This is a genomic window from Burkholderia mycopellens (genome assembly GCF_964265025.1).
Lineage (GTDB): Bacteria > Pseudomonadota > Gammaproteobacteria > Burkholderiales > Burkholderiaceae > Burkholderia.
This window is the reverse complement of sequence record NZ_OZ183802.1, coordinates 212,683-233,274: the sequence shown is the minus strand read 5'-3', so window position 1 is coordinate 233,274 and position 20,592 is coordinate 212,683. Positions and strand designations below refer to the sequence as shown.

The 20,592-nt window shown below is 67.1% G+C and carries 22 protein-coding genes; 3 read left to right on the top strand and 19 right to left on the bottom strand.

The window, feature by feature from the left end:
• Positions 1-45 precede the first annotated feature (45 nt).
• From ACPTTC_RS01070 to flhD, 16 genes are all read right to left on the bottom strand, one after another.
• Positions 46-426, bottom strand: a complete 381-nt coding sequence (locus ACPTTC_RS01070) for a DUF805 domain-containing protein (protein WP_226199385.1) — start codon at positions 424-426, stop codon at positions 46-48.
• A 585-nt stretch (positions 427-1,011) separates the two neighbouring features.
• Positions 1,012-2,250 carry a DUF3443 family protein gene (locus ACPTTC_RS01065; protein ID WP_423391321.1) on the bottom strand — a complete coding sequence of 413 codons (1,239 nt, stop codon included), beginning with the start codon at positions 2,248-2,250 and terminating at the stop codon, positions 1,012-1,014.
• 16 nt (positions 2,251-2,266) lie between these two features.
• On the bottom strand, positions 2,267-2,770 hold the full coding sequence (locus ACPTTC_RS01060) for a DUF2844 domain-containing protein (RefSeq protein ID WP_175958267.1): 504 nt from the start codon (positions 2,768-2,770) through the stop codon (positions 2,267-2,269).
• Between the two features lie 261 nt (positions 2,771-3,031).
• Positions 3,032-3,763, bottom strand: a complete 732-nt coding sequence (gene cheZ, locus ACPTTC_RS01055) for a protein phosphatase CheZ (RefSeq protein WP_226199379.1) — start codon at positions 3,761-3,763, stop codon at positions 3,032-3,034.
• Position 3,764: 1 nt separating this feature from the next.
• Positions 3,765-4,160: a chemotaxis response regulator CheY gene (gene cheY / locus ACPTTC_RS01050; protein WP_011350601.1), complete on the bottom strand. Its 396-nt coding sequence runs from the start codon at positions 4,158-4,160 to the stop codon at positions 3,765-3,767.
• A gap of 67 nt (positions 4,161-4,227) precedes the next feature.
• Positions 4,228-5,319 carry a protein-glutamate methylesterase/protein-glutamine glutaminase gene (locus tag ACPTTC_RS01045; protein ID WP_226199377.1) on the bottom strand — a complete coding sequence of 364 codons (1,092 nt, stop codon included), beginning with the start codon at positions 5,317-5,319 and terminating at the stop codon, positions 4,228-4,230.
• The gene (cheD, locus tag ACPTTC_RS01040; protein WP_226199372.1) at positions 5,316-6,041 is read right to left on the bottom strand and encodes a chemoreceptor glutamine deamidase CheD; all 726 of its coding nucleotides are present in this window, start codon (positions 6,039-6,041) and stop codon (positions 5,316-5,318) included. The genes ACPTTC_RS01045 and cheD overlap by 4 nt, the downstream gene beginning before the upstream one ends.
• Positions 6,038-7,030, bottom strand: coding sequence for a CheR family methyltransferase (locus ACPTTC_RS01035; RefSeq protein WP_423391320.1), 993 nt, complete (start codon positions 7,028-7,030; stop codon positions 6,038-6,040). The genes cheD and ACPTTC_RS01035 overlap by 4 nt, the downstream gene beginning before the upstream one ends.
• 3 nt (positions 7,031-7,033) lie before the next feature.
• Positions 7,034-9,007, bottom strand: a complete 1,974-nt coding sequence (locus ACPTTC_RS01030; protein WP_423391319.1) for a methyl-accepting chemotaxis protein — start codon at positions 9,005-9,007, stop codon at positions 7,034-7,036.
• Positions 9,008-9,044: 37 nt separating this feature from the next.
• The gene (cheW, locus tag ACPTTC_RS01025; protein WP_043185043.1) at positions 9,045-9,560 is read right to left on the bottom strand and encodes a chemotaxis protein CheW; all 516 of its coding nucleotides are present in this window, start codon (positions 9,558-9,560) and stop codon (positions 9,045-9,047) included.
• Positions 9,561-9,611: 51 nt separating this feature from the next.
• Positions 9,612-11,858 carry a chemotaxis protein CheA gene (gene cheA / locus ACPTTC_RS01020; protein WP_423391318.1) on the bottom strand — a complete coding sequence of 749 codons (2,247 nt, stop codon included), beginning with the start codon at positions 11,856-11,858 and terminating at the stop codon, positions 9,612-9,614.
• Positions 11,859-11,891: 33 nt separating this feature from the next.
• On the bottom strand, positions 11,892-12,269 hold the full coding sequence (locus ACPTTC_RS01015; protein ID WP_175958274.1) for a response regulator: 378 nt from the start codon (positions 12,267-12,269) through the stop codon (positions 11,892-11,894).
• A 24-nt stretch (positions 12,270-12,293) separates the two neighbouring features.
• A complete protein-coding gene (gene motB / locus ACPTTC_RS01010) occupies positions 12,294-13,310 on the bottom strand; it encodes a flagellar motor protein MotB (protein ID WP_226199364.1) in 1,017 nt (338 codons plus the stop codon).
• Positions 13,311-13,323: 13 nt separating this feature from the next.
• Positions 13,324-14,184: a flagellar motor stator protein MotA gene (motA, locus tag ACPTTC_RS01005; protein WP_011350592.1), complete on the bottom strand. Its 861-nt coding sequence runs from the start codon at positions 14,182-14,184 to the stop codon at positions 13,324-13,326.
• A gap of 178 nt (positions 14,185-14,362) precedes the next feature.
• Complete coding sequence (gene flhC, locus ACPTTC_RS01000) at positions 14,363-14,917, bottom strand: flagellar transcriptional regulator FlhC (RefSeq protein ID WP_011350591.1); 555 nt, start codon at positions 14,915-14,917, stop codon at positions 14,363-14,365.
• A gap of 92 nt (positions 14,918-15,009) precedes the next feature.
• Positions 15,010-15,330 carry a flagellar transcriptional regulator FlhD gene (gene flhD / locus ACPTTC_RS00995; protein ID WP_011350590.1) on the bottom strand — a complete coding sequence of 107 codons (321 nt, stop codon included), beginning with the start codon at positions 15,328-15,330 and terminating at the stop codon, positions 15,010-15,012.
• Between flhD and ACPTTC_RS00990 the strand changes: the two genes are divergently transcribed.
• Positions 15,329-15,766: a hypothetical protein gene (locus ACPTTC_RS00990; protein ID WP_226199540.1), complete on the top strand. Its 438-nt coding sequence runs from the start codon at positions 15,329-15,331 to the stop codon at positions 15,764-15,766. The genes flhD and ACPTTC_RS00990 overlap by 2 nt on opposite strands.
• A 228-nt stretch (positions 15,767-15,994) precedes the next feature.
• Positions 15,995-17,059, top strand: coding sequence for a glycosyltransferase family 4 protein (locus tag ACPTTC_RS00985; protein ID WP_423391317.1), 1,065 nt, complete (start codon positions 15,995-15,997; stop codon positions 17,057-17,059).
• Between the two features lie 105 nt (positions 17,060-17,164).
• On the opposite strand, the gene ACPTTC_RS00980 is transcribed toward ACPTTC_RS00985, so the two are convergent.
• Positions 17,165-17,461: an H-NS histone family protein gene (locus tag ACPTTC_RS00980; RefSeq protein WP_011350588.1), complete on the bottom strand. Its 297-nt coding sequence runs from the start codon at positions 17,459-17,461 to the stop codon at positions 17,165-17,167.
• Positions 17,462-17,760: 299 nt separating this feature from the next.
• On the opposite strand from ACPTTC_RS00980, the gene aqpZ reads away from it, so the two are divergent.
• Complete coding sequence (aqpZ, locus tag ACPTTC_RS00975) at positions 17,761-18,501, top strand: aquaporin Z (RefSeq protein ID WP_226199356.1); 741 nt, start codon at positions 17,761-17,763, stop codon at positions 18,499-18,501.
• A gap of 118 nt (positions 18,502-18,619) precedes the next feature.
• On the opposite strand, the gene ACPTTC_RS00970 is transcribed toward aqpZ, so the two are convergent.
• Entirely contained in the window at positions 18,620-19,444 is an 825-nt protein-coding gene (locus tag ACPTTC_RS00970; protein ID WP_423391316.1) for a Cof-type HAD-IIB family hydrolase, read from the bottom strand.
• 136 nt (positions 19,445-19,580) lie between these two features.
• On the bottom strand, positions 19,581-20,462 hold the full coding sequence (locus ACPTTC_RS00965; protein ID WP_423391315.1) for a BadF/BadG/BcrA/BcrD ATPase family protein: 882 nt from the start codon (positions 20,460-20,462) through the stop codon (positions 19,581-19,583).
• Between the last annotated feature and the right edge of the window lie 130 nt (positions 20,463-20,592).

The window sequence follows — 20,592 nt, the reverse complement described above, 5'->3', positions numbered from 1 at the left end:
ACCCTGCCCCGACGCGACGGCATCGCGCGTCGGAGCGGGCGTCGGTCAGGCTGCCGCGACCGGATCCTCGCCGAAGCGGTTCGGACCTTCGGTGCCGCGCGAGCACATCCACACGAGCAGCAGGATGCCGCCGACGATCGGAATCAGCGCGAGCAGCAGAAACCAGCCCGAGCGGCCCGTATCGTGCAGCCGGCGCACGCTGACCGCGATGCTCGGGATGATCAGCGCCAGCGAAGCCAGGCCGATCACGACGAGCAGCAGCAGCGTGATCAGGCCCGCGTCGCGGCCCGCCGCGCCGATGATCTGCGCGGCGATCGACAGCGCGCAGGTCAGCAGCGCGAAATACCAGTATTCGGCACGGCGCGCACGGCCTTCGAATGTTGCGTATTTATTGAGTGCGGAACGAACGGCTTCTGAAAAATTCATCTTATTACCCTCCTGTTTTATATAGACGACCCCGGAAACAACGCCGGCATTATATGTTTGAATTTCGACGGACTCCATCTGTTTTCACATACCGGGTAGTGCGTGCGCCCGGCCGTATTGCCGCTCGAACGCCGCCCGAACGGCGCGGGAGCGGCCGCAACAGCGGAATGCGACACCATCGGCTTGCATGCCGCGTCATTTCAATAATCTTGAAGACCTGACAGAAACTGCAGCCCGGGATAATCCGGCATTTGATTACATCAGAATGAAATCCGGGTGCGATCGATAATCGGCGAAAGTGTGCCGTATTCGATTAACGGGCCGGCATGACGCAGGTGTGCAAAGCGCGCTACCCTTCGCCATTCCCGATTCCCGATTCCGGTCGAACCGCACCATGCTCCGCCATCCGCTCGTGCCGTGGCTGTCGCTCGCCTGCGTGCCAATAGCCGGCTGCGCAGGCGCGCCGGCTCCGCCGCCGGGCGCGTATGCGGCGCGCCAGTCGGCCCCGTCGCACCACGCACCGCGTCCGGACAAAAAAAGGGGGCGATCGCTCGCCCCCTTGTTCCTGCGTCCCGCCGTGCCGCGTCAGAACGCGACGAAAGGCGCCGCGCCGCCGCTCGCGGTCTTGTCCATCCCGAAGTAGATCGTCTTGCCGTAGAAATGCGGCATGCCGATATCGAGCCAGCTGGACGAACCGAACGGCCCCGCGATGTCGTTGAACGCGAACGTCGACGGGTTCGAGAACAGCGAATCCGCGTTCACGACGGGCATCGATACCGTGCCGCTCACGCCGTTCTGGCCCGTCAGCGTCGCCGAATAGGTGGCCGACGCCGTCGGGCAGTAGAACTGCGTGTTCTTCGAACAGACCGTCTGCGACGAATCGTTGAAGAAGTACGCATTCGAACCCGTATCGAAGAACGCCGTCACGTTGCGCCCGAGGAACGCCGCGTTGACGTCGCCCGTCGTGGTCGACGTCATCACGGTCTTCCCGGTCAGGTCGGGCAGGCCGAACGTCAGCGTCCCGGTTGCGCTCGCCTGTCCGTTGCTCGAGATGGTCGGCATGCTCACGCTCACCCCGCTGCTGTCGGCGAAATGATGCACGGGGTTGGCCACCTGCTGCGCCACCGGCACGAGCGCAATCGTGCAGTTCGCGTTGTCGCCGTTCGGGCATGCGTAGTAGTTGTTGTTCGTCGACGTGGACGTCGCGCAGGTCGTCCCGCAGTCGACCGGCGCCGGCCCGATGCCGAGGATCCCGTTCGCGCCGAGCGCGCTCGCCGTGTTGGCCGACGCGCCGCCGTTCGTGCACGAGCTCGGCACGTTCGTCGTGCCGAGGTCGCCGATGATCTGCACGGGCAGCGAGCTCGCCTGCTCGGAGCCGATCGACAGGTCGACCGTGCGCACCGAACCCCACGTATAGCTCGACACGAACTTGCCGCACTCGGCAACCGGCGCGCCGCCGCTCGTCACCTGCGGAAGGCTGCCGAGCACGCCCGACACGGCGCTGCCGACGAGCCGCAGCCCGTAGGACGCGGTATCGACGAGCACGTTGTTGACCACCTGGCAGTTCGACGTGCCCGGCGCACAGACCTTCAGGCTGATGGTCGGGATGTTGATCACGTTCGCGACGCCGGCGTTGACGGTGATGACGGCCGTGTTCCCGGAATTGCCGTCCGAGCCGCCGTTACCGTTGTTGCCATTGTTGCCGTTATTGCCCGAACTGCTGCCGCCACCGTCGCCGCCGCCGCATGCCGTCACGAGGACGGCCGTCGCCGCCGCGAGGCCCAGCACGCCGAGCCAGCGCTTGAATGTACGAGGAATGCTCAAGATCGCTCTCCCGCTGTCACTGGATGTCGGTGCCGGTCAGGCCGGCAGGCAGCGCCGCCGGCAGCCACGCTTGGCCCGAGAAGGCGCCCATGTGGCCGCCTGTCCGGATCACGAGGCCGCTCGTGTCGACGGACACGGGCGCGCGCCAGCCGCGCGCCTTGTGTGCCGCCTGGACGCCTGCGGTGTACTGCGGGAAATAGCTGCCGAGCAGCGAAGCGAGATCCGGCATCGTCGGCCCTTGCCACGCGAGGCCGAACACGCTGCCGGCGGCCGACGTGTATTCGTGGATGACGGTGCCCGATCCGAGCGTGATCTCGCGGACGGTATAGGCGGCCGTGCTCGTCTGCACGCCGTCTGCCGAACGCATTGCGCGCTGCAACGCGCGCACGGTTGCGGCCTGATCGTCCGCCGGCGGCGACATCGGCGCGCCGCCCAGTTCCGCGTATGCGTGGACGCTCCACAGCACACCCATTGCAGCCGTCGCGTGCGCGACAGCCCAGCCCAAGCGTTTCAGCTTCACGTTCCCCCCCAAGGGACTGGCTTCGTTGCCGGTGGTGCGGCCATCGGGCCCGCGCCACCAGCAAACATATGAAATCGTACGAATGACGCTACGTTGCTACTGACGCGTAGTATGCCTGCTGCGTGTGTCGAAGTGTCAATTTGACGCAGGACGACCCTCGGCCTCACGGGTGAGACGCGCGCGGGAATGGGGTGCGGGGAACATGGGACGCATGCATCGTGCGCCGCCGCGACACGCGGCGCGCCGATGCATGCGGCAGGCTCAGAAGCCCAGGCTGGCGAGCAGGTCGTCGACCTGCCCCTGGTCCTGGACCACGTCGGTCTTGCCTTCCGGCGCGATCTGCGGGCCGTTCAGCAGCGACTCGGGGCTCCCGGTCGAACTCATCTGCTCGGCCGCGAACGCAGCCGCGGTAGCCGCGAACTGCTCGCGCCGCTCAGGCGCGATGTTCTCGACGAGCACGGTGAGGAGCTGCTGCTCGATCAGGTAGACCATGTCCATGATCTTCTTGATCACCTGCCCGGTCAGGTCCTGAAAATCCTGCGCGAGCATGATCTCGAGCAGTTGCGCGCTGGTCGCCGACGTCGATTCGGGCAGCGTGCGCAGGAACGTGCGCGTATCGTCCATCAGCGCGCGCACTTCCGCGTGCTCGATTGGTGCCGCGTACCACTGCGCCCAGCGCGCGTCGAGCGCCTCGGCCTCGTTCTGGATGCGCGCCTGCATCGGCTTCGCGACCTCGATCGCGTTCAGCACGCGCACGGCGGCCTGCTCGGTCATCGTCGCGACATAGCGCAGCCGGTCGCGCGCATCGGGTACGGCTTCCGCCGCCCGCTCGACGTGCTTGTCGAGCCCGAGCTCACGCATCGAATCGCGCAGCGTGCGCGTGACATGGCCGATACGCGCGAGGATGCGGTCGCTTGCGAAATCGGCGCCTTCGGCGTGGCCGTCGGCGCTGAACCCCGCACCCGTCAGCGCGGCATGGATCGGCTCGTTCACGTCAGCTCCCGGCCTTCGCCATCTTGTCGATGATCTTGTTCAGCTTCTCGTCGAGCGTTGCCGCCGTGAACGGTTTCACGACGTAGCCGCTCGCGCCGGCCTGCGCGGCCGCGATGATGTTCTCCTTCTTCGACTCGGCCGTGACCATCAGCACCGGCAGGTGCGTGAGCGTCGCGTCCGCGCGGATTTCCTTCAGCATCGCGAGGCCGTCGAGGTTCGGCATGTTCCAGTCGGAGATCACGAAGTCGAAACCGCCGCCGCGCAGCCGCGCAAGGCCGGCCGCGCCGTCCTCGGCCTCGTCGACGTTCGAGTAGCCCAGTTCCTTGAGCAGGTTGCGGACGATCCGGCGCATCGTCGGGAAATCGTCCACCACCAGGATTTTCATGCTCTTGTCCATCGTCGTTCCTTTCCAGATTCGTTTCCGTCAGGACGCGTATCGTGGCACGCGCCCCGTGGCATTCCATTCAAACGCGCTGCACACGGTCGCCCATCGTCGCCAGGCGCGCCATCACGCGGCGGCTCATCTCGGCGAGCGACACGATCTCGTCCGCGCCGCCGAGCGCGATCGCCTCGCGCGGCATCCCGAACACGATGCAGCTTGCTTCATCCTGCGCGAACGTGTGGGCGCCCGCGCGTTTCATTTCCAGCAGGCCGGCCGCGCCGTCGCGGCCCATCCCGGTCAGGATCACCCCGATCGCGTTCTTGCCCGCGTGCGTCGCCGCCGAGCGAAACAGCACGTCGACCGACGGGCGGTGCCGGTTCACCGGCGGCTCGTCCGACAGTTGCGCAATATAGTTCGCCCCGCTTCTCGCAAGCAACAGGTGCGCGTGGCCCGGCGCGATATACGCATGGCCCGGCAGCACGCGCTCGCCGTGCTCCGCTTCCTTCACCGCGATCCGGCACAGGCCGTTCAGCCGCTGCGCGAACGACTTCGTGAAGCCGGGCGGCATGTGCTGCGCGATCAGCACGGCCGGCGCATCCGGCGGCAGCGGCGTCAGCACTTCGCGGATCGCCTCGGTGCCGCCCGTCGACGCGCCGATGATGATCAGCTTCTCGGTACTGACGAGCGGGTTGTTGATCATCGGCGCGGCCGGGTGGCTGTCCGCCGCGCGCGCGACGGCCTGTGGCTGCGGCGCCTGGCGCACGCGCGCACGCGACGCCGCGCGGATCTTGTCGGCGAGCTTTTCCGCATAGTCGAGCATCCCGTCGCGAATCCCGACGCGCGGCTTCGTGACGAAATCGACCGCGCCGAGTTCGAGCGCGCGCAGCGTGATTTCCGAGCCGCGCTCGGTCAGCGACGACACCATCACGACCGGCATCGGCCGCAGGCGCATCAGCTTCTCGAGGAAGTCGAGCCCGTCCATGCGCGGCATTTCGACGTCGAGCGTGAGCACGTCGGGGTTGTGCTGCTTGATGAGCTCGCGCGCGACGAGCGGATCGGGCGCGGTCGCGACCACCGTCATGTCGGGCTGGCTGTTGATGATCTCGGTCATCAGGCTGCGGATCAGCGCCGAATCGTCGACGCACAACACTTTGATCTTCTGCACTGCGGTCATGCCTCCTGCTTTCTTGATAGGTTCGCCGCCCGCACGCCGCCGGCCGGCGCCGCGCTGCGCGCACCGAACAGCTCGATGCGCGGCCGCGCCGGCTGCGGCGGGGCCGGACGCTTCGCCGAGAACAGCTCGACTTGCGGACGCGGCCGTGCGGCGCGGGCGCGATCGGCCTCGCGGGCGAGCGCGGCTTCGCGCTCGGTGACGCCCGGCACCTGCAGCCGCAGCTTCTTCACCATCGCGCGCCCGCTGTTCGCCATGAACGCGACCTTGCGCGGGTGCACCCCCTGCAGGTCTTCCGCCGTGATGCGGATGCGTTCGAGCGCCAGGTAGCGGCGCACGAAATCCGCGTTGCGGTCGCCGATGTTGATCGTCGTCATCCCGGCCAGCACGGCGGCGCCCCCGAACACCTTCGCCTCGAAGCGTTCGCGGCGCCCGCCGGCCTTGATCATCTCGTTGATCAGCACTTCCATCGCATACGCACCGTAGCGCATCGATTCCGACGCGGCCGCGCCCGGATCGGCGCCGTCGTCGGGCAACATGAAGTGGTTCATCCCGCCGATGCCCGCGTACGGGTCGTGCAGGCACGCGGCGACGCACGAGCCGAGCACGGTCATCAGCACCATGTCCTCGGACGTCGTGTAGAACTCGTTCGGCAACAGCTTCACGCCGGGACGGCCGAAGTGGTTGTCGAAGTAGCGATTGGTTGCGATCGGCAGGGCGCTCATCCGCGCTCTCCAAAAGCGGGCGCGGCGCCCGCGGCCCGTGCGCGCACCGGCGACGGGATCGCCGCCGCCGCAGGCGCCTGCGCACCACGCGACCGCGCGCCGATTGCGGCGTCGCGGGTCAGTTCATACACCGTCTGCCCACGCAGCCGGAACGCCTGCGTGACATACGTGAAATTCTCCGAATGGCCGGCGAACAGCAGCCCGCCCGGCTTCACGAGCGGCTCGAAGCGCGACAGCACCTGCCCCTGGGTCGGCTTGTCGAAATAGATCATCACGTTGCGGCAGAAGATCGCGTCGAACGGCTTCGCGATCCCGTAATCCGCATCGGTCAGGTTCAGCTGCTCGAAGCGGATCATCGCGCGCAGCTCGGGACGCACCTTCACGCGGCCGGACTGCGCTCCCGTGCCCTTCAGGAAGAAGCGCTTCAGCCGCTCGGGCGACAGGTGCTTGACCTGGTCGTACGTGTAGATGCCGGCTTCCGCCTTCGCGAGCACCTGCGTGTCGAGGTCGGTCGCGAGGATCGACGCGCCGCGCGCCGCCGATTCGCCGAGCGCCTCGATCAGCGTGATCGCGATCGAGTACGGCTCCTCGCCGGTCGACGCCGCCGAGCACCACACCGACACCGGCGCCGGCCGCCCCTTCACGAACTCCGACAGGATCGGGAAGTGGTGCGACTCGCGGAAGAACGCGGTCAGGTTTGTCGTGAGCGCATTGGTGAACGCTTCCCACTCCAACGGATCGTCTTCCTGCTCGAGCAGGTCGAGGTAGTCGCGGAACGTGTCGAGGCCGCGTGCCCGCAAGCGGCGCGCGAGACGGCTGTACGCCATGTCGCGCTTGTGCTCGGACAGCGAGATCCCCGCGCGTTGATGGATCAGCGCGCGAATGCGTGCGAAATCCGCGCTCGTGAACGCGAAGTCGCGCCCCGGCTCGCCCGCGCGAGGCGAGGCATCCGGTGCATCGGGTCGAAACGGCGCGCGCGCGTGCGACATGGTTTAGAAGGTCTCCCAATCGTCATCGGACGTGCCGGCCGTGGCCGCCGCCGGCTTCTCGCCGTTCAGCGCGGGGCGCACGAGCGCGGGCTTCGCGGCCGGCTTGTCGGCCGGCGCGGCGGTTTTCGCGAGACGCGGCCCATAGCCGCCCGCGGCCGTGCCGCGGGAAGCCGGCGCATCCTTCTGCGCGTGAGCGCCCGTATCGGCCGCACGCTTCGGTTCATGGCCCGCACCCGATGCAGCCGCAGCGGCCGCACGCGGTGCCGGCGCGGCGCGCCGAGCCGGTTGTGCGGCAGCCTGCGGGGCCGGCAGCGCGGCGGCCGGCGCCGCATCGAAACGCGGCTCCGACGTCAGCGCCGGCACGGCCGCAGGCTCATGCGCGACCGGCCGCGCACCCCCGCGCGACGGCGCGAGCACGATGCCGCCCGCCACGCGCCAGCCCGACACGATCGCCTTCATCTGGCGCGTCTGCTCCTCGAGCGACGCGGCCGCGGCGGCCGCCTGCTCGACGAGCGCCGCGTTCTGCTGCGTGACCGAATCCATCTGGCCGACCGCGCGATTGACCTGCTCGATGCCGGTCGACTGCTCGTCCGACGCGGCGCTGATCTCGCCCATGATGTCGGTCACGCGGCGCACGGCCTGCACGATCTCGTCCATCGTCGAGCCGGCACGCGCAACGAGCGCCGACCCGCTTTCGACCTTCTCGCTCGAATCGCCGATCAGCTGCTTGATTTCCTTCGCGGCGCTCGCGCTGCGCTGCGCGAGCGAGCGCACCTCGCCCGCGACCACCGCGAAGCCGCGGCCCTGTTCGCCCGCGCGGGCGGCTTCGACCGCCGCGTTCAGCGCGAGGATGTTGGTCTGGAACGCGATGCCTTCGATCGTGCCGATGATGTCGACGACCTTGCCCGAGCTCGCCGCGATGTCCTGCATCGTCGACACGACCTGGCCAACCACGTCGCCGCCCTGCGTCGCGATGTCCGATGCGTTCACCGCGAGCTGGCTGGCCTGCCGCGCGTTCTCCGCGTTCTGCCGCACGGTGCCCGTCAGCTGCTCCATGCTCGACGCGGTTTCCTGCAGCGACGCGGCCTGCTCCTCGGTACGCTGCGACAGGTCGATGTTGCCGGTCGCGATCTCGCGCGCGCCGACGTCGATCGATTCGGTGCCGCGATGCACGGCCTGCACCATCGTCGTGACGGCGTCCTGCATCCGCTTGATGCCGCCGAACAGGCGGCCGATCTCATTCGTGCTGAACACGTTCACCGGCTGCGTGAGGTCGCCGCCGGCGATGCGCTCGAAGTGCGCGATCGCGTCCTCGAGCGGCTGCACGATCAGCCCGCGCAGCGCGAAGCGGATCGCGATCACGACGACGAACGCGATCGCGATGCCGGCCGCGATCAGCCCGATCATCAGCGAGATCTGCGATTGCGTCGCGGCCTGGCGATCTTCCGCACGCTTCTGCAGCGACGCGACCACGGCCGACGCGGCCTGGTCGTACGCGACGAACATCGGGCTGATCTTGGTATCGGCGACCGCGTGGTACGCGGCCATGTCGCCCGCGCGCGCGGCCGCGAACTCGGGCTCGACGCCTTCCTTCACGATCGTCGTGTAGCGGGTGGTCAGGTCGTCGACGAGCGCCGGCTCGACGCCGAGCTTCGGCGTCGACTGGAACGCCTGCCAGTTCTGGCTCGACTTCGCGTACAGCTCCTGCGCGCGGTCGAGCACCTTGGCCGCCTCGGCCGTGTTGCCGGCTTCCGTCAGCGACCGGAAGCGGTCGAGCGACACACGCGCACGCAGCAGGTACGACGACGTGTCGTCGAGCGTATGGATCGCCGGCAGGTCGACGTGCGCGATCTCGTCGAGCGAGCGGCTCGCGTGATTCAGCGCGTACAGGCCGAGCCCGCCGACGGCCGCGGCCAGCGCCACCAGGATGAGTCCGACCGCCGTGAGCGTCGTGCGGATCGACCAGTTATGCAACATTGCAGATTCTCCCTAGATTCCTGCGCGCGCGGCGCGCTTACCCGCCGAGCGTCTCGATCAGCGCCATTTCACGGCTCGACATCAGCTTCTCGATGTCCATCAGGATCAGCATCCGGCCGTCGACCGTGCCGAGGCCCGTCAGGTACTCGGTCGTCAGCGTCGCGCCGAACTCCGGCGCCGGCATGATCTGGTCGGTCTGCAGCGTCAGCACGTCCGACACGCCGTCGACCACCATCCCGACCACGCGGTGCGCGACGTTCAGGATGATCACGACGGTCTGGTGGTCGTACTCGACGCGGCCGAGATGGAACTTGATCCGCATGTCGACGATCGGCACGATGATCCCGCGCAGGTTGATCACGCCCTTGATGAATTCCGGCGCGTTCGCGATGCGCGTGACGCTGTCGTAGCCGCGGATTTCCTGCACCTTCAGGATGTCGATCCCGTATTCCTCGTCGCCGAGCGTGAACACGAGGAATTCCTGGCCCGTCGCGTCGCCTTGTTCCGCATCGCGGCGGCTCGTTGCCGCGTTCGCCGCGGCCGGATTGATCATTTGGACTTCAGCAGACACGTTTGCCCCCAATCGGTTGAATGGCGAGTGACATCAGAACATCGCGAGCTCGGCGCCGGCACGGGCACCGTGCGTCGCACGGGTTTCACGGTTCAGCGCCGCGACGTCGACGATCAACGCGACGCTGCCGTCGCCGAGAATCGTCGCCGCCGAGATGCCGTGCACCTTGCGGTAATTGGTTTCGAGGTTCTTCACGACCACCTGCTGCTGGCCGACCAGCTCGTCGATCAGCATCGCGAAGCGGCGCCCCTCGGTTTCCATGATCGTGACGATTCCTTGCGTCGGGTCGGTGCGCGCGTCGTCGACCGAGAACACCTCGTGCAGCGCGACCAACGGCAGGTATTCGCCGCGCACGCGCACCACGCGTTCGCCGTTGCCGACCGTGTAGATGTCGTCGTTCGACGGCTGCAGCGACTCCATCACGAAGTTCAGCGGCAGGATGAAGATCTCGTTGCCGACCTTCACCGACATCCCGTCGAGGATCGCGAGCGTGAGCGGCAGCACGATCCGCGTGGTCGTGCCGCGGCCGGCCACCGACGAGATCTCGACGTGGCCGCCCATCGACTGGATGTTGCGCTTCACGACGTCCATCCCGACGCCGCGGCCCGACACGTCGGTCACCGTCTCGGCCGTCGAGAAGCCCGGCGCGAAAATCAGTTGCCAGACTTCGTCGTCGCTGATGTTGTCGGACACCTGCATGCCCTGTTTCGCGGCCTTCGCGAGGATTCGCTCGCGGTTCAGGCCTGCGCCGTCGTCGCTCACCTCGATCACGATGTTGCCGCCGTGATGCGCGGCCGACAGCACGAGCTGGCCCACCGCGTCCTTGCCGGCGGCCACGCGCTTGTCGACCGTCTCGATCCCGTGGTCGAGGCTGTTGCGCACGAGGTGGGTCAGCGGATCGATGATCCGTTCGATCAGGCTCTTGTCGAGTTCGGTCGCCTGGCCGAACGTGACGAGCTCGACCTGCTTGCCGAGCTTGCCGGCGAGGTCGCGCACGAGACGCGGGAAACGGCTGAACACGTAGTCCATCGGCATCATGCGGATCGACATCACGGCTTCCTGCAGGTCGCGCGCGTTGCGCTCGAGCTGCGCCATCCCGTTGAACAGGCGGTCGTGCAGCGCCGGATCGAACGCGCTCGCGGTTTCCGCGAGCATCGCCTGCGTGATCACGAGTTCGCCGACCAGGTTGATCAGCTGATCGACCTTCTCGACGCCGACGCGAATCGAGCTACCTTCGGCGCCCGACGCGGCAGCGGCGGCCGGGCGGGCACGCTTGTCGTCGTGATGCGCGGCGGGCTGCGGCGCGTGGTCGGCAGGCGCTTGCCGGGCCGGCTGCTGCGCTTGCGCGGCAGCGGCGGCCGGCTCGGCGGGCGCGGGCGCGGCCGGCTGCGGCGCCGCGGCCTGCGGCACGAATACCTCGGCGCGCACCGGTTGCGCGGCGGCGGCCGGTTCTGCTGCAGGCGCCGCGGCTTCCGGTGCGGCAGCCGGTGCGGCCGGCGCCGTGCCGCGCCCGACGCGGATCTGGCTTTCGTCGATCACGAAGCAGCACACGGCGACGATGTCGTCGGACGGCACGTCCGATTCGACCCACAGCGTCAGGTCGGCGCCGGCTTCCTCGCGGCCCACGATCCGGCCGAGGTTGCCGAGCTCTTCGGTGAGCAGTTCGCGATCCTTCGCATCGACGCCCACGAGCGTGATCTTCAGGTGCGGACCGCCTTCGCCCGCATCGGCGGCGGCCGCCGGATGCGCGGCCGCGAGGGCCTGCTCGATCACGTGGTCGGGCACGCGATCGTCGCTGGCGGCCGGTTCCACGGCCGGAGCAGCCGGTGCGGCGGCGGCACCGGCCGGCGCCACGGGCGCAGCCGCGGCGGCAGCCGGCGCACCCGCGCCGCTCTCGGCCTTCAGCCGTTCGAGCTTCGCGCAGATCGTCGCGGCGGCGGCCGCGTCCGGTTCGGCGCTCGCGCGGTAGTCGACGAGCTGGTCGGACAGCACGTCCTTCGTCTCCAGGAACGCGTCGACCATTTCCTTGGTCAGCGTCAGCTCATGGTTGCGCGCGCGGTCGAGCAGCGATTCGAGGATGTGCGTCGTATCGGTCAGCGCGGAAAAGCCGAACGTCGCCGCGCCGCCCTTGATCGAATGCGCGGCGCGGAAGATCGCGGCCAGATCCTCGGGGTCGGGCGAGCCGACGTCGAGGTTCAGCAGCAACTGCTCCATCTGCGCGAGCAGCTCGTCCGCTTCGTCGAAAAATGTCTGGTAGAACTGAGTGATGTCGAGAGTCATGCCCGGTCCCGGGTTGAATGCGTCGCGTGAATGTCAGGAGGCGGCCGGCTCGGACAGCGTCGCGACCAGGTCGACCAGCACGGCGGGGTCGATCGGCTTTTCGATCCAGCCGGTCGCGCCCGCCTCGCGTGCGGCGTCCTTGAACGCGTCGCTGCCTTCCGTCGTCAGCACGAGAATCGGCGTTTCCGTATAGGCGGTCAGCTTGCGCAGCGCGGCGATCACTTCGAGCCCGCTCTTGCGCGGCATGTTCTGGTCGGTCAGCACCAGGTCGTACGGCACGGTGGCCGCCAGATCGAAGCCGGCCTCGCCGTCCGGCGCCACCGTCACGTCGTAGCCGGCCTGCACGAGCGTTGCCTGCAGCAGCGCACGCATGGTCGCGGAGTCGTCGATGGCGAGAATGGTTCGGATCATGTCTGTCTCGGAATCGTGTAAACGTCAGGGTTTCGGCACGGCGACGGCGGACGCCGCGAGCGCCGGGCGCACCGCCGGCGCCGGGGCCAGCTGCTGCGCGAGCTGCTGCGAGCCGGCCGCATCGGCCGACAGCGTCGTGGTCGTCGCATCGTCGCGCATCAGCGCCTCTTCGGATTTGCGGTTCAGCACGATCACGCTGATCCGGCGGTTTTCCGGATCGAGCGGGTCGGCCTTGTTCAGGTTCTGCGTCGACGCGAGGCCGAGCACGCGCAGCACCTTCGCCTCGTCCATGCCGCCGGAGATCAGCTCGCGGCGCGACGCGTTCGCGCGGTCGGCCGACAGCTCCCAGTTGCTGTAGCCGCCCTCGCCGCCCGCGTACGGCACGGCGTCGGTGTGGCCCTGGACGATGATCCGGTTCGGCACGTCATTCAGCGTCTTGCCGATCTCGCGCAGGATGTCGCGCATGTACGGTTCGACGTTGTCGCTCGACATCGCGAACATCGGCCGCTTCTGCGTATCGACGATCTCGATGCGCAGCCCCATCAGCGTGGAATCGATGCGGATCTGCTGCTTGAACTGGCGCAGCGTCGGGTTGGCCTCGATCGCGGCCATCAGCTTGATCTGCAGGTCGTGCAGGCGCGCCTGCTCGAGCCGGTCCTGCGCGCCTTGCGCCTGCGACCGGGAATGCTCGTCGCCCATCTTCGCGAGGCGTTCGGCGAGCTGCGTCGTGCCGTCGGTGCGGCGCAGCGTGCCGGCGTCGACGCTCGACAGATCGCGGCCGCCGCCGTTGATGATGCTGGAATCCTGCGAGCTGCGGTCGCCGCTGCCGAACAGCGCGGCCTTCAGCGGCGTGTTGAAGTATTCGGCGATCCCCTTCAGCTGCACCGGCGTGACCGAGCTCAGCAGCCACATCAGCAGGAAGAACGCCATCATCGCGGTCATGAAGTCCGCGTACGCGAGCTTCCATGCGCCGCCGTGGTGGCCCTTCTTCGCCGGGGCCACCCGCTTGACGACGATTGCGCGATCCTTGCTCTTGCTCATTGGTCGCTCCGCGTCACTTCGCCTTCACGCGGCGCACATGCTCTTCGAGCTCGGAGAACGACGGGCGCTCGGTCGAGAACAGCACCTTGCGGCCGAACTCGACTGCGATCGCCGGCGCATAGCCGTTCAGCGTCGCGAGGATCGTCACCTTGATGCACTGGAACATCTTGGTCGACTCGGCGACGCGCTGCTCCGCGAGGCTCGCGAGCGGCCCGATCAGCCCGTACGACAGCAGGATCCCGAGGAAGGTGCCGACCAGCGCCTGCGCGATCATCGCGCCGAGCACCGCGGGCGGCTTGTCGGCGGATGCCATCGTGTGCACGACGCCCATCACGGCCGCGACGATACCGAACGCCGGCATCGCGTCGCCGACGCGCATCAGGGCATGCGCGGGGCCTTCGCCTTCCGCGTGGTGCGTCTCGATCTCCTCGTCCATCAGGCTTTCGATCTCGAACGCGTTCATGTTGCCGCCCACCATCAGGCGCAGGTAGTCGGTCAGGAATTCGACGATGTGATGATCGGCGAGGATCTTCGGGTATTGCGTGAAGATCGGGCTCTTTTCCGGATCGTCGATGTCGGCCTCGAGCGTGAGCGTGCCTTCCTTGCGTGCCTTCGCGAGCAGCACGTAAAGAAGCGCCATCAGCTCCATGTAGACATCCTTCGTGTATTTCGAGCCCTTGAAGAGCGTCGGCAGCACGCGCAGCGTGGCCTTGATGGTCTTGCCGCCGTTGCCGAGGATGAACGCGCCGACGCCCGCACCCACGATCATCAGGATCTCGACGGGCTGGATCAAGGCGCCCAGATGCCCGCCTGCCAGCGCATAACCGCCGAAGACGGACAACAGCGTCACGAGTGTTCCCACGATAATCAGCACTGCCTGTCCCTCACGAATGACCGGCGGGGAGACCGCCGTTAAACAGGTTTACGGCAGTCGGCAGGAAAACTTTCGCGGGCGGCCAGGCGGCAGCCCGACGGTGTTTACCAGCAATTTGCAGACGATTCGCGCTACCCGGCACGGCCTGAGCGCCCCGCTGGGCCCCGCCGGGCGGCGCTCAGGCCGCGGCGGCGGCCAGTTCGGCGCGCGCGGCCGCGGCCTTGCGGGTCTTGCCTGCGCGCGACGGCGGCTGGCAGAGGCCGCAGACGAAACCTTGATGCGGATCATGCGCATGCGCGACGAAGTGGCCGCCGCAGCGCGTGCACGGGGTCATCTGCAGCATCCCCGAATCGAAGAAGCGCACGAGCGTCCACGCGCGCGTGAGGCTCAACGCGGCCTCGTCGCCGGACAGGTTCACGTGCTCCTGATAGAGCCGGTACGCCTTCACGATCGACTGGATCGGCTCGCAGCGGCCGTGGTCCTGCATGAACCGGTAGATGTTGTAGAACAGCGACGAGTGGATGTTCGGCTGCCACGTCATGAACCAGTCGGTCGAGAACGGCAGCATCCCCTTCGGCGGCGACACGCCCTTCAGTTCCTTATACAGCTTGATCAGACGGTCCCGCGACAGGCTCGTCTCCGCTTCCAGCAGCTGCAGCCGGGCGCCCAGCTCGATCAGTTCGATGGCGAGAGTGATTTCCTTCACCTCGATCACGACGCTTTTGCTTGCCATGGTGATAACCGTCCGCTTGACGTTATTCGGATGGATGGCCAATACGCTGCCCACCGGCGCGGCACGCCGGGACAAACGCAAGGCGGGATGGATCAGCGGACGCCTTCGACCTGCTGCCCGGCCATCAGGATGGCCGAGTGGGCGTGCGCGACGACATCGCTGCGGCCCTTGTCGGCGAGCGACGACAGCAGCGCGTGATCATCGAAGCGGAAGCGGCACAGCATCTGGTTGGACGCAGCCAGTTTCACAGTCTGCGCGAGCGTGAGGTTGGCGAGCACGTCGGCGAGTTCCTGGGAGATTCCCATGCGGAACATGCCCATCGCCTTGTCTTCCCGCAGCAGGCGTTGCGCAAGGAGGAGGTACGACAGGTTGACCTCTTTGATCTCACTGAGCATTTCGCTGGTAGCGCTCATGATTCCCCCGTTAAAGAGCTTTGCTTTGGCCATTCGTGTTATGAAAACGTTTGCTCGATCAGAGCGCTCTTGGCGCACAGTCGGCTCGTTTATAGTCTTACAGGGCGAATTTTGGCCAAACGGCATTTATGCCGGTATCAGCGAAGTGGCGTATGCCATGCAGGATTTGTCTGTAAACCGTGTAGGAATTTTTCCGACAAAGCGAATTGAAAGGAGCAATCGGGAAAGCGAGTGGCGGCGCGGATTCGGCGGCGATGTGTCCGATGGCCTCCGGGCGGTGACGAAAGGCTTGCCAGCAAGGCTGCCGACAATCGGATCGGTAAAAATTATAGTGGTTTTTCACGATGGCGCAACAATAGTTGCTTCTATCTCCATTTCTGTTTCCCTGCCCTTTTTCTCGGGGTTTTCGCGTATTTCATCGTGTAACAAGCCTTAAGTGTTTGAAAAAACACTCGAACCCCTCGGGGCGATATCGATAATGGACTCCAATGGGCGGCGGCGCGAGCCGTGCCGGCCCGCCCCGCAGCTTGCCGTCCGGCGCCCCGCGCACCCCGCCCAGGGCACGGCCACGTACCGCCAACCGCGTGCGTCGGCGAGTTCCGCAACCTTGCACGGGATCCGCACCGGCGCCACCGCGCCCCTGGATCGACACTGGAGAACACCCATGCGAATTGCCCAGATCGCGCCGCTTTACGAAGCCGTTCCGCCGAAGCTCTACGGCGGCACCGAGCGTGTCGTGTCCTACCTCACCGAGGCGCTCGTCGAACTCGGCCACGACGTGACGCTGTTCGCCAGCGGCGACTCCGTCACGTCGGCCCGACTCGAGGCGGCGTGGCCGCGCGCCCTGCGGCTCGACCCGTCGATTCGCGATTCGATGGCGCCCCATATGCGGCTCCTCGAAAAGGTCGCCCGGGTCGCGCACGAATTCGACGTGCTGCACTTCCACCTCGACTACCTGCCGTTCCCGCTGATGTCGCGCCTCGACACGCCGTACGTGACGACGCTGCACGGCCGCCTCGATCTGCCGGAACTGCAGCCCGTGTTCGACGCATTCCCGGACGCGCCGGTCGTGTCGATCTCGAACAACCAGCGCAAGCCGCTGCCGCAGGCCGCGTGGGCCGGCACCGTCTATCACGGGCTGCCCGACACGCTGCTCACGCCGCAGCCGGGCGTGAAGCCCGAATACCTCGCGTTCCTCGGCCGGATCTGCCCGGAAAAGCGCGTCGACACCGCGATCCGGATCGCCGCGCAAAGCGGGCTGCCGCTGAAGATCGCCGCGAAGGTCGACAAGGCCGACGCCGACTATTTCAAGGAAGTGATCGAGCCGCTGCTCGGCCAGGCACACGTCGAATTCATCGGCGAGATCAACGAGGCGCAGAAGCCCGCGTTCCTGTCCGGCGCGAAGGCGCTGCTGTTCCCGATCGACTGGCCGGAGCCGTTCGGCCTCGTGATGATCGAGGCGATGGCCTGCGGCACGCCGGTCGTCGCGTTCAACCGCGGCTCGGTGCCGGAAGTGATCGAGGACGGCGTCACGGGCTTCATCGTCGAGGACGTTCAAGGCGCGGTCGGCGCGCTGCACCGGATCGACAGCCTGTCGCGCACCGCCATCCGCAAACGTTTCGACACGCGCTTCAGCTCGAAGGCAATGGCGCAGCGTTATGTCGACACTTACGAATCGCTGTGCACGGGAACCCGTCAACCGGTATTGCGCCGGGTCGCCGGCGCCTGACACGGAATTCCGCAAGGAAATATTCCGTAATCAAATCCGCGCCGAAATCGGCGCGCAAAACAAAAGAGCCGCCTCGAGAGGCGGCTCTTTTGTTTGGGATTTCGGTCATTCGATCACGAAACGATCGCGGTTTTTACCGACGATCCAATTCGGCGGCTTGCCTCGCCCGCTCCAGGTCGCGCCCGACTTCGGATCGCGGTATTTCGGGGGCAGCGGCGCCTTCTTCGGCGGGCGCCCGCGCTTCGCTCGCTCCGCGAAGCCCAGATCCTGGGCAGTCAGCCCATATTCGGCGATTTTTTGCTGGACTTCCGCAATCACCGCCGCCACTTCCTGGCGGCGCACATCGTCCGCCTGAGCCTGCAGATCGGCGATCTGCGCCTTGAGTTTCGCGTATTGAGACATTTTTCGACTCCCCTTTTGACGATGCGGCCCCGGCGAACTCGACCGGGACACCAGCATCCGTTACGTCATCCGCACTGCCGCCCTACCCTTCGAAATTAATGCTGTCATCTTTAACCGATTCGGCTATATCGAGAATGCGGACTTATTCTAATAAAAGGCATTCGTCAGCCATTCAAATTTAACAATCGTTGACCCTCCCCGACCCGATTCATTTCCTATAATCCAGACCAATTCCGGGTGACGGTTTAAATCCGTCGCGTCGTCCGGTTGTCTTCAATCCACTTGAACGAGGTCCTTACATGAATCTTTCTCAGCGTCTCGCTGCAGAGGTATTCGGCACGTTCTGGCTGGTGCTCGGCGGGTGCGGAAGCGCCGTGCTGGCCGCCGCCTTTCCGGGCCTCGGCATCGGCTTTGCCGGTGTCGCACTTGCCTTCGGCCTGACTGTGCTGACGATGGCATTCGCAATTGGCCACATTTCGGGCTGCCACCTGAATCCGGCGGTGAGCGTCGGCCTGACGGTCGCCGGCCGCTTCCCCGCACGCGATCTCGTGCCGTATATCGTGGCGCAGGTGGTCGGCGCGACGCTCGGCGCATTCGTGCTGTACCTGATCGCAAGCGGCAAACCGGGCTTCGACGTCGTCGGCAGCGGCTTTGCGACGAACGGCTTCGGCGAGCGCTCGCCCGGCCACTACGCGCTCGGCGCGGCGTTCATTTGCGAAGTCGTGATGACGGGCTTCTTCCTGTTCGTGATCCTGGGCGCCACCGACAAGCGCGCACCGGCCGGCTTTGCGCCGATCGCGATCGGCCTTTGCCTGACGCTGATTCACCTGATCTCGATTCCTGTCACCAATACGTCGGTGAACCCCGCCCGCTCGACCGGCCCCGCACTGTTCGTGGGCGGCGAAGCGATCGGCCAGCTCTGGCTGTTCTGGGTGGCGCCGATCATCGGCGCGGCACTCGCCGGGATCATCTACCCGCTGGTCGCGGGGCGTGACAACGCCGTCGACCTGCTGCCGGTATCCGCTCGCACAAGCGAATAAAACACTACGGGGTCAAGCGAGCAGAGCAGCGAGCCTCACGCTGTCCAAGAAGATCGAGGCAGGTCATTTCGACGGGCGCCACTGGCGCCCGTTTTTCATTGGCGCCCCGGCGGGACGCTCAGGATGCGGCGACGTTGTCTTCGAGCGAGAACAGCGTGCGCAGGTGGCGGGCGACGCCCGCGTCGAAGTTGTTGCCGATCCGCGGGATGTGCGGGAGCCGCGCGACCAGGTCGGGGTTCGCGTTGTTCATCATGAACGCGTGGCCGGCGGTTTCGAGCAGGTCGATATCGTTCATGTTGTCGCCGAACGCGATGCAGTGGCCGGTGTCGACGCCGAGCCGCGCGAGCACCGAGCGCAGCGCGCGGCCCTTCGACACGTTCGCGGTCATCACTTCGAGGCAGTCGGGCAGCGAGTACGTGACGTACAGCGCATCGCCGAAGCGCACGCGCATCTGCTCGGCGACGACCGCCAGATCGGCCGGATCGCCGATGTACAGCACCTTCGCGATATCCGTGCCGTCGTGCGCGGGCATGTCGATCACGTCGTAGCGGAAGCCCGAATCCTGGTGGAATTCGAGCAGGTGCGGCGCATCGCGGTCGATCAGCCAGCCCTGGTCGGTGAACAGGTTGACGATCACGCGGCCGTGCGTGCCGACGACATCCGGCTGCACCAGGCCGCGGACGATCGCCGGATCGATGTCCTGCGCGTGGATCGTCGTGTCGTCCGGCGCATGCACGCGCGCACCGTTCGACGTGATCAGGTACGGCCGGATCCCGAGCACGTCGCGAATGCCGGCGACGTCCGCGTAATGACGCCCGGTGGCGATCACGAACTGCAGGCCGTCGCGGTCGAGCCGGCGGACGGTGTCGATCGTGTACCGATCGAGCTGGTGGTCGCTGTTCAGCAGGGTACCGTCGAGATCGGTGGCGATGACTTTGTACATGGGACGGAAGAATGGCGCTCAGGGCTCTGCGGAACGGCCATTTTAACGTCGTGCCCGGTCGCTCGCCGGACGGTTCCCGGTCGATCGCCGCCCGCGGCCCGGTTGCGGTGCGCCGTCAACCACCGTCGAAACGCCTTCAGCCTCCTTCCGCGGCCCGCAGCGCCTGCAGCGCGAGCCGCAGCGCGCCGTGCGCGGAATCGTCGAGCGGCGCGCGCAGCCGCGCGGCATGACGCGCCGGCACGGCCGGTGCGAGTGCGTCCGCCAATCCGCCGCACAGCGCGACCGGCAGCGCCTGCTGCGGATCGAGCGCGTCGATCATCTTGCCGATCTCGTCGCCCGCCTGCGCGATCAGCGCGCCCGCGACCGGATGCGAACGGTGCGCGAGCACGATCGGCGCAAGCCGCGCGTAGATCGTCTGGTTTGCATCGCACGACCACTGGACGAGCGCGTCGCGATCCTGCGCGCCCGTTTCCGCGAGCAGCGCATTGGCGAACGCATCGCGCGGCGCGCGGCCATCGAGCGCCTGCTGCGCATACGCGAGCGCTCGCACGCCGAGCCATGCGCCGCTCGCCTCGTCGCCGGACGGAAAGCCGAAGCCGCCCGCAATCCGGCATGCGCCGGACGCGTCGAGCGCCGCCGCGATGCTGCCGGTGCCGAGCGCGACGATCAACCCCGGCGCGCCGCCGTGCGCGCCGACGACGGTCGTATATGCGTCGCTCTCGACCGCGAGCGCGCCGAGCGGCGCCTGCGCGCGGAATGCGGCGAGCCACGCCGCATTGTTCACGCCCGCGAGCCCGCAGCCGAGCGCGCACTGCGACCACTCGAACGCGAAACCGGCCTGCGTGAACGCATCCGCGCAGGCCGCGCCGATCGATGCCCACGCGCGCTCGATGCCGAGCCCGAGCCCCGACGGGCCGCCGCGCCCCTGCGCGAGCTCGCGCCCGTGCCGGTCGGCCAGCACCGCGCGCGTGCCCGTGCCGCCGCCGTCGATGCCGATCGCAAAAAGTAATGCCGCCATGCCTTCATCCCGCTGATTCGAACAGGCGCCAAGCTTAACCGGATCGGCGCCGCGCGCCCATCTGCCGTTCGGCAGGCTGTTCCGTGGAAGGGGCTTCCGCTATGCTGACGCGATCGAATCGACACTGAAT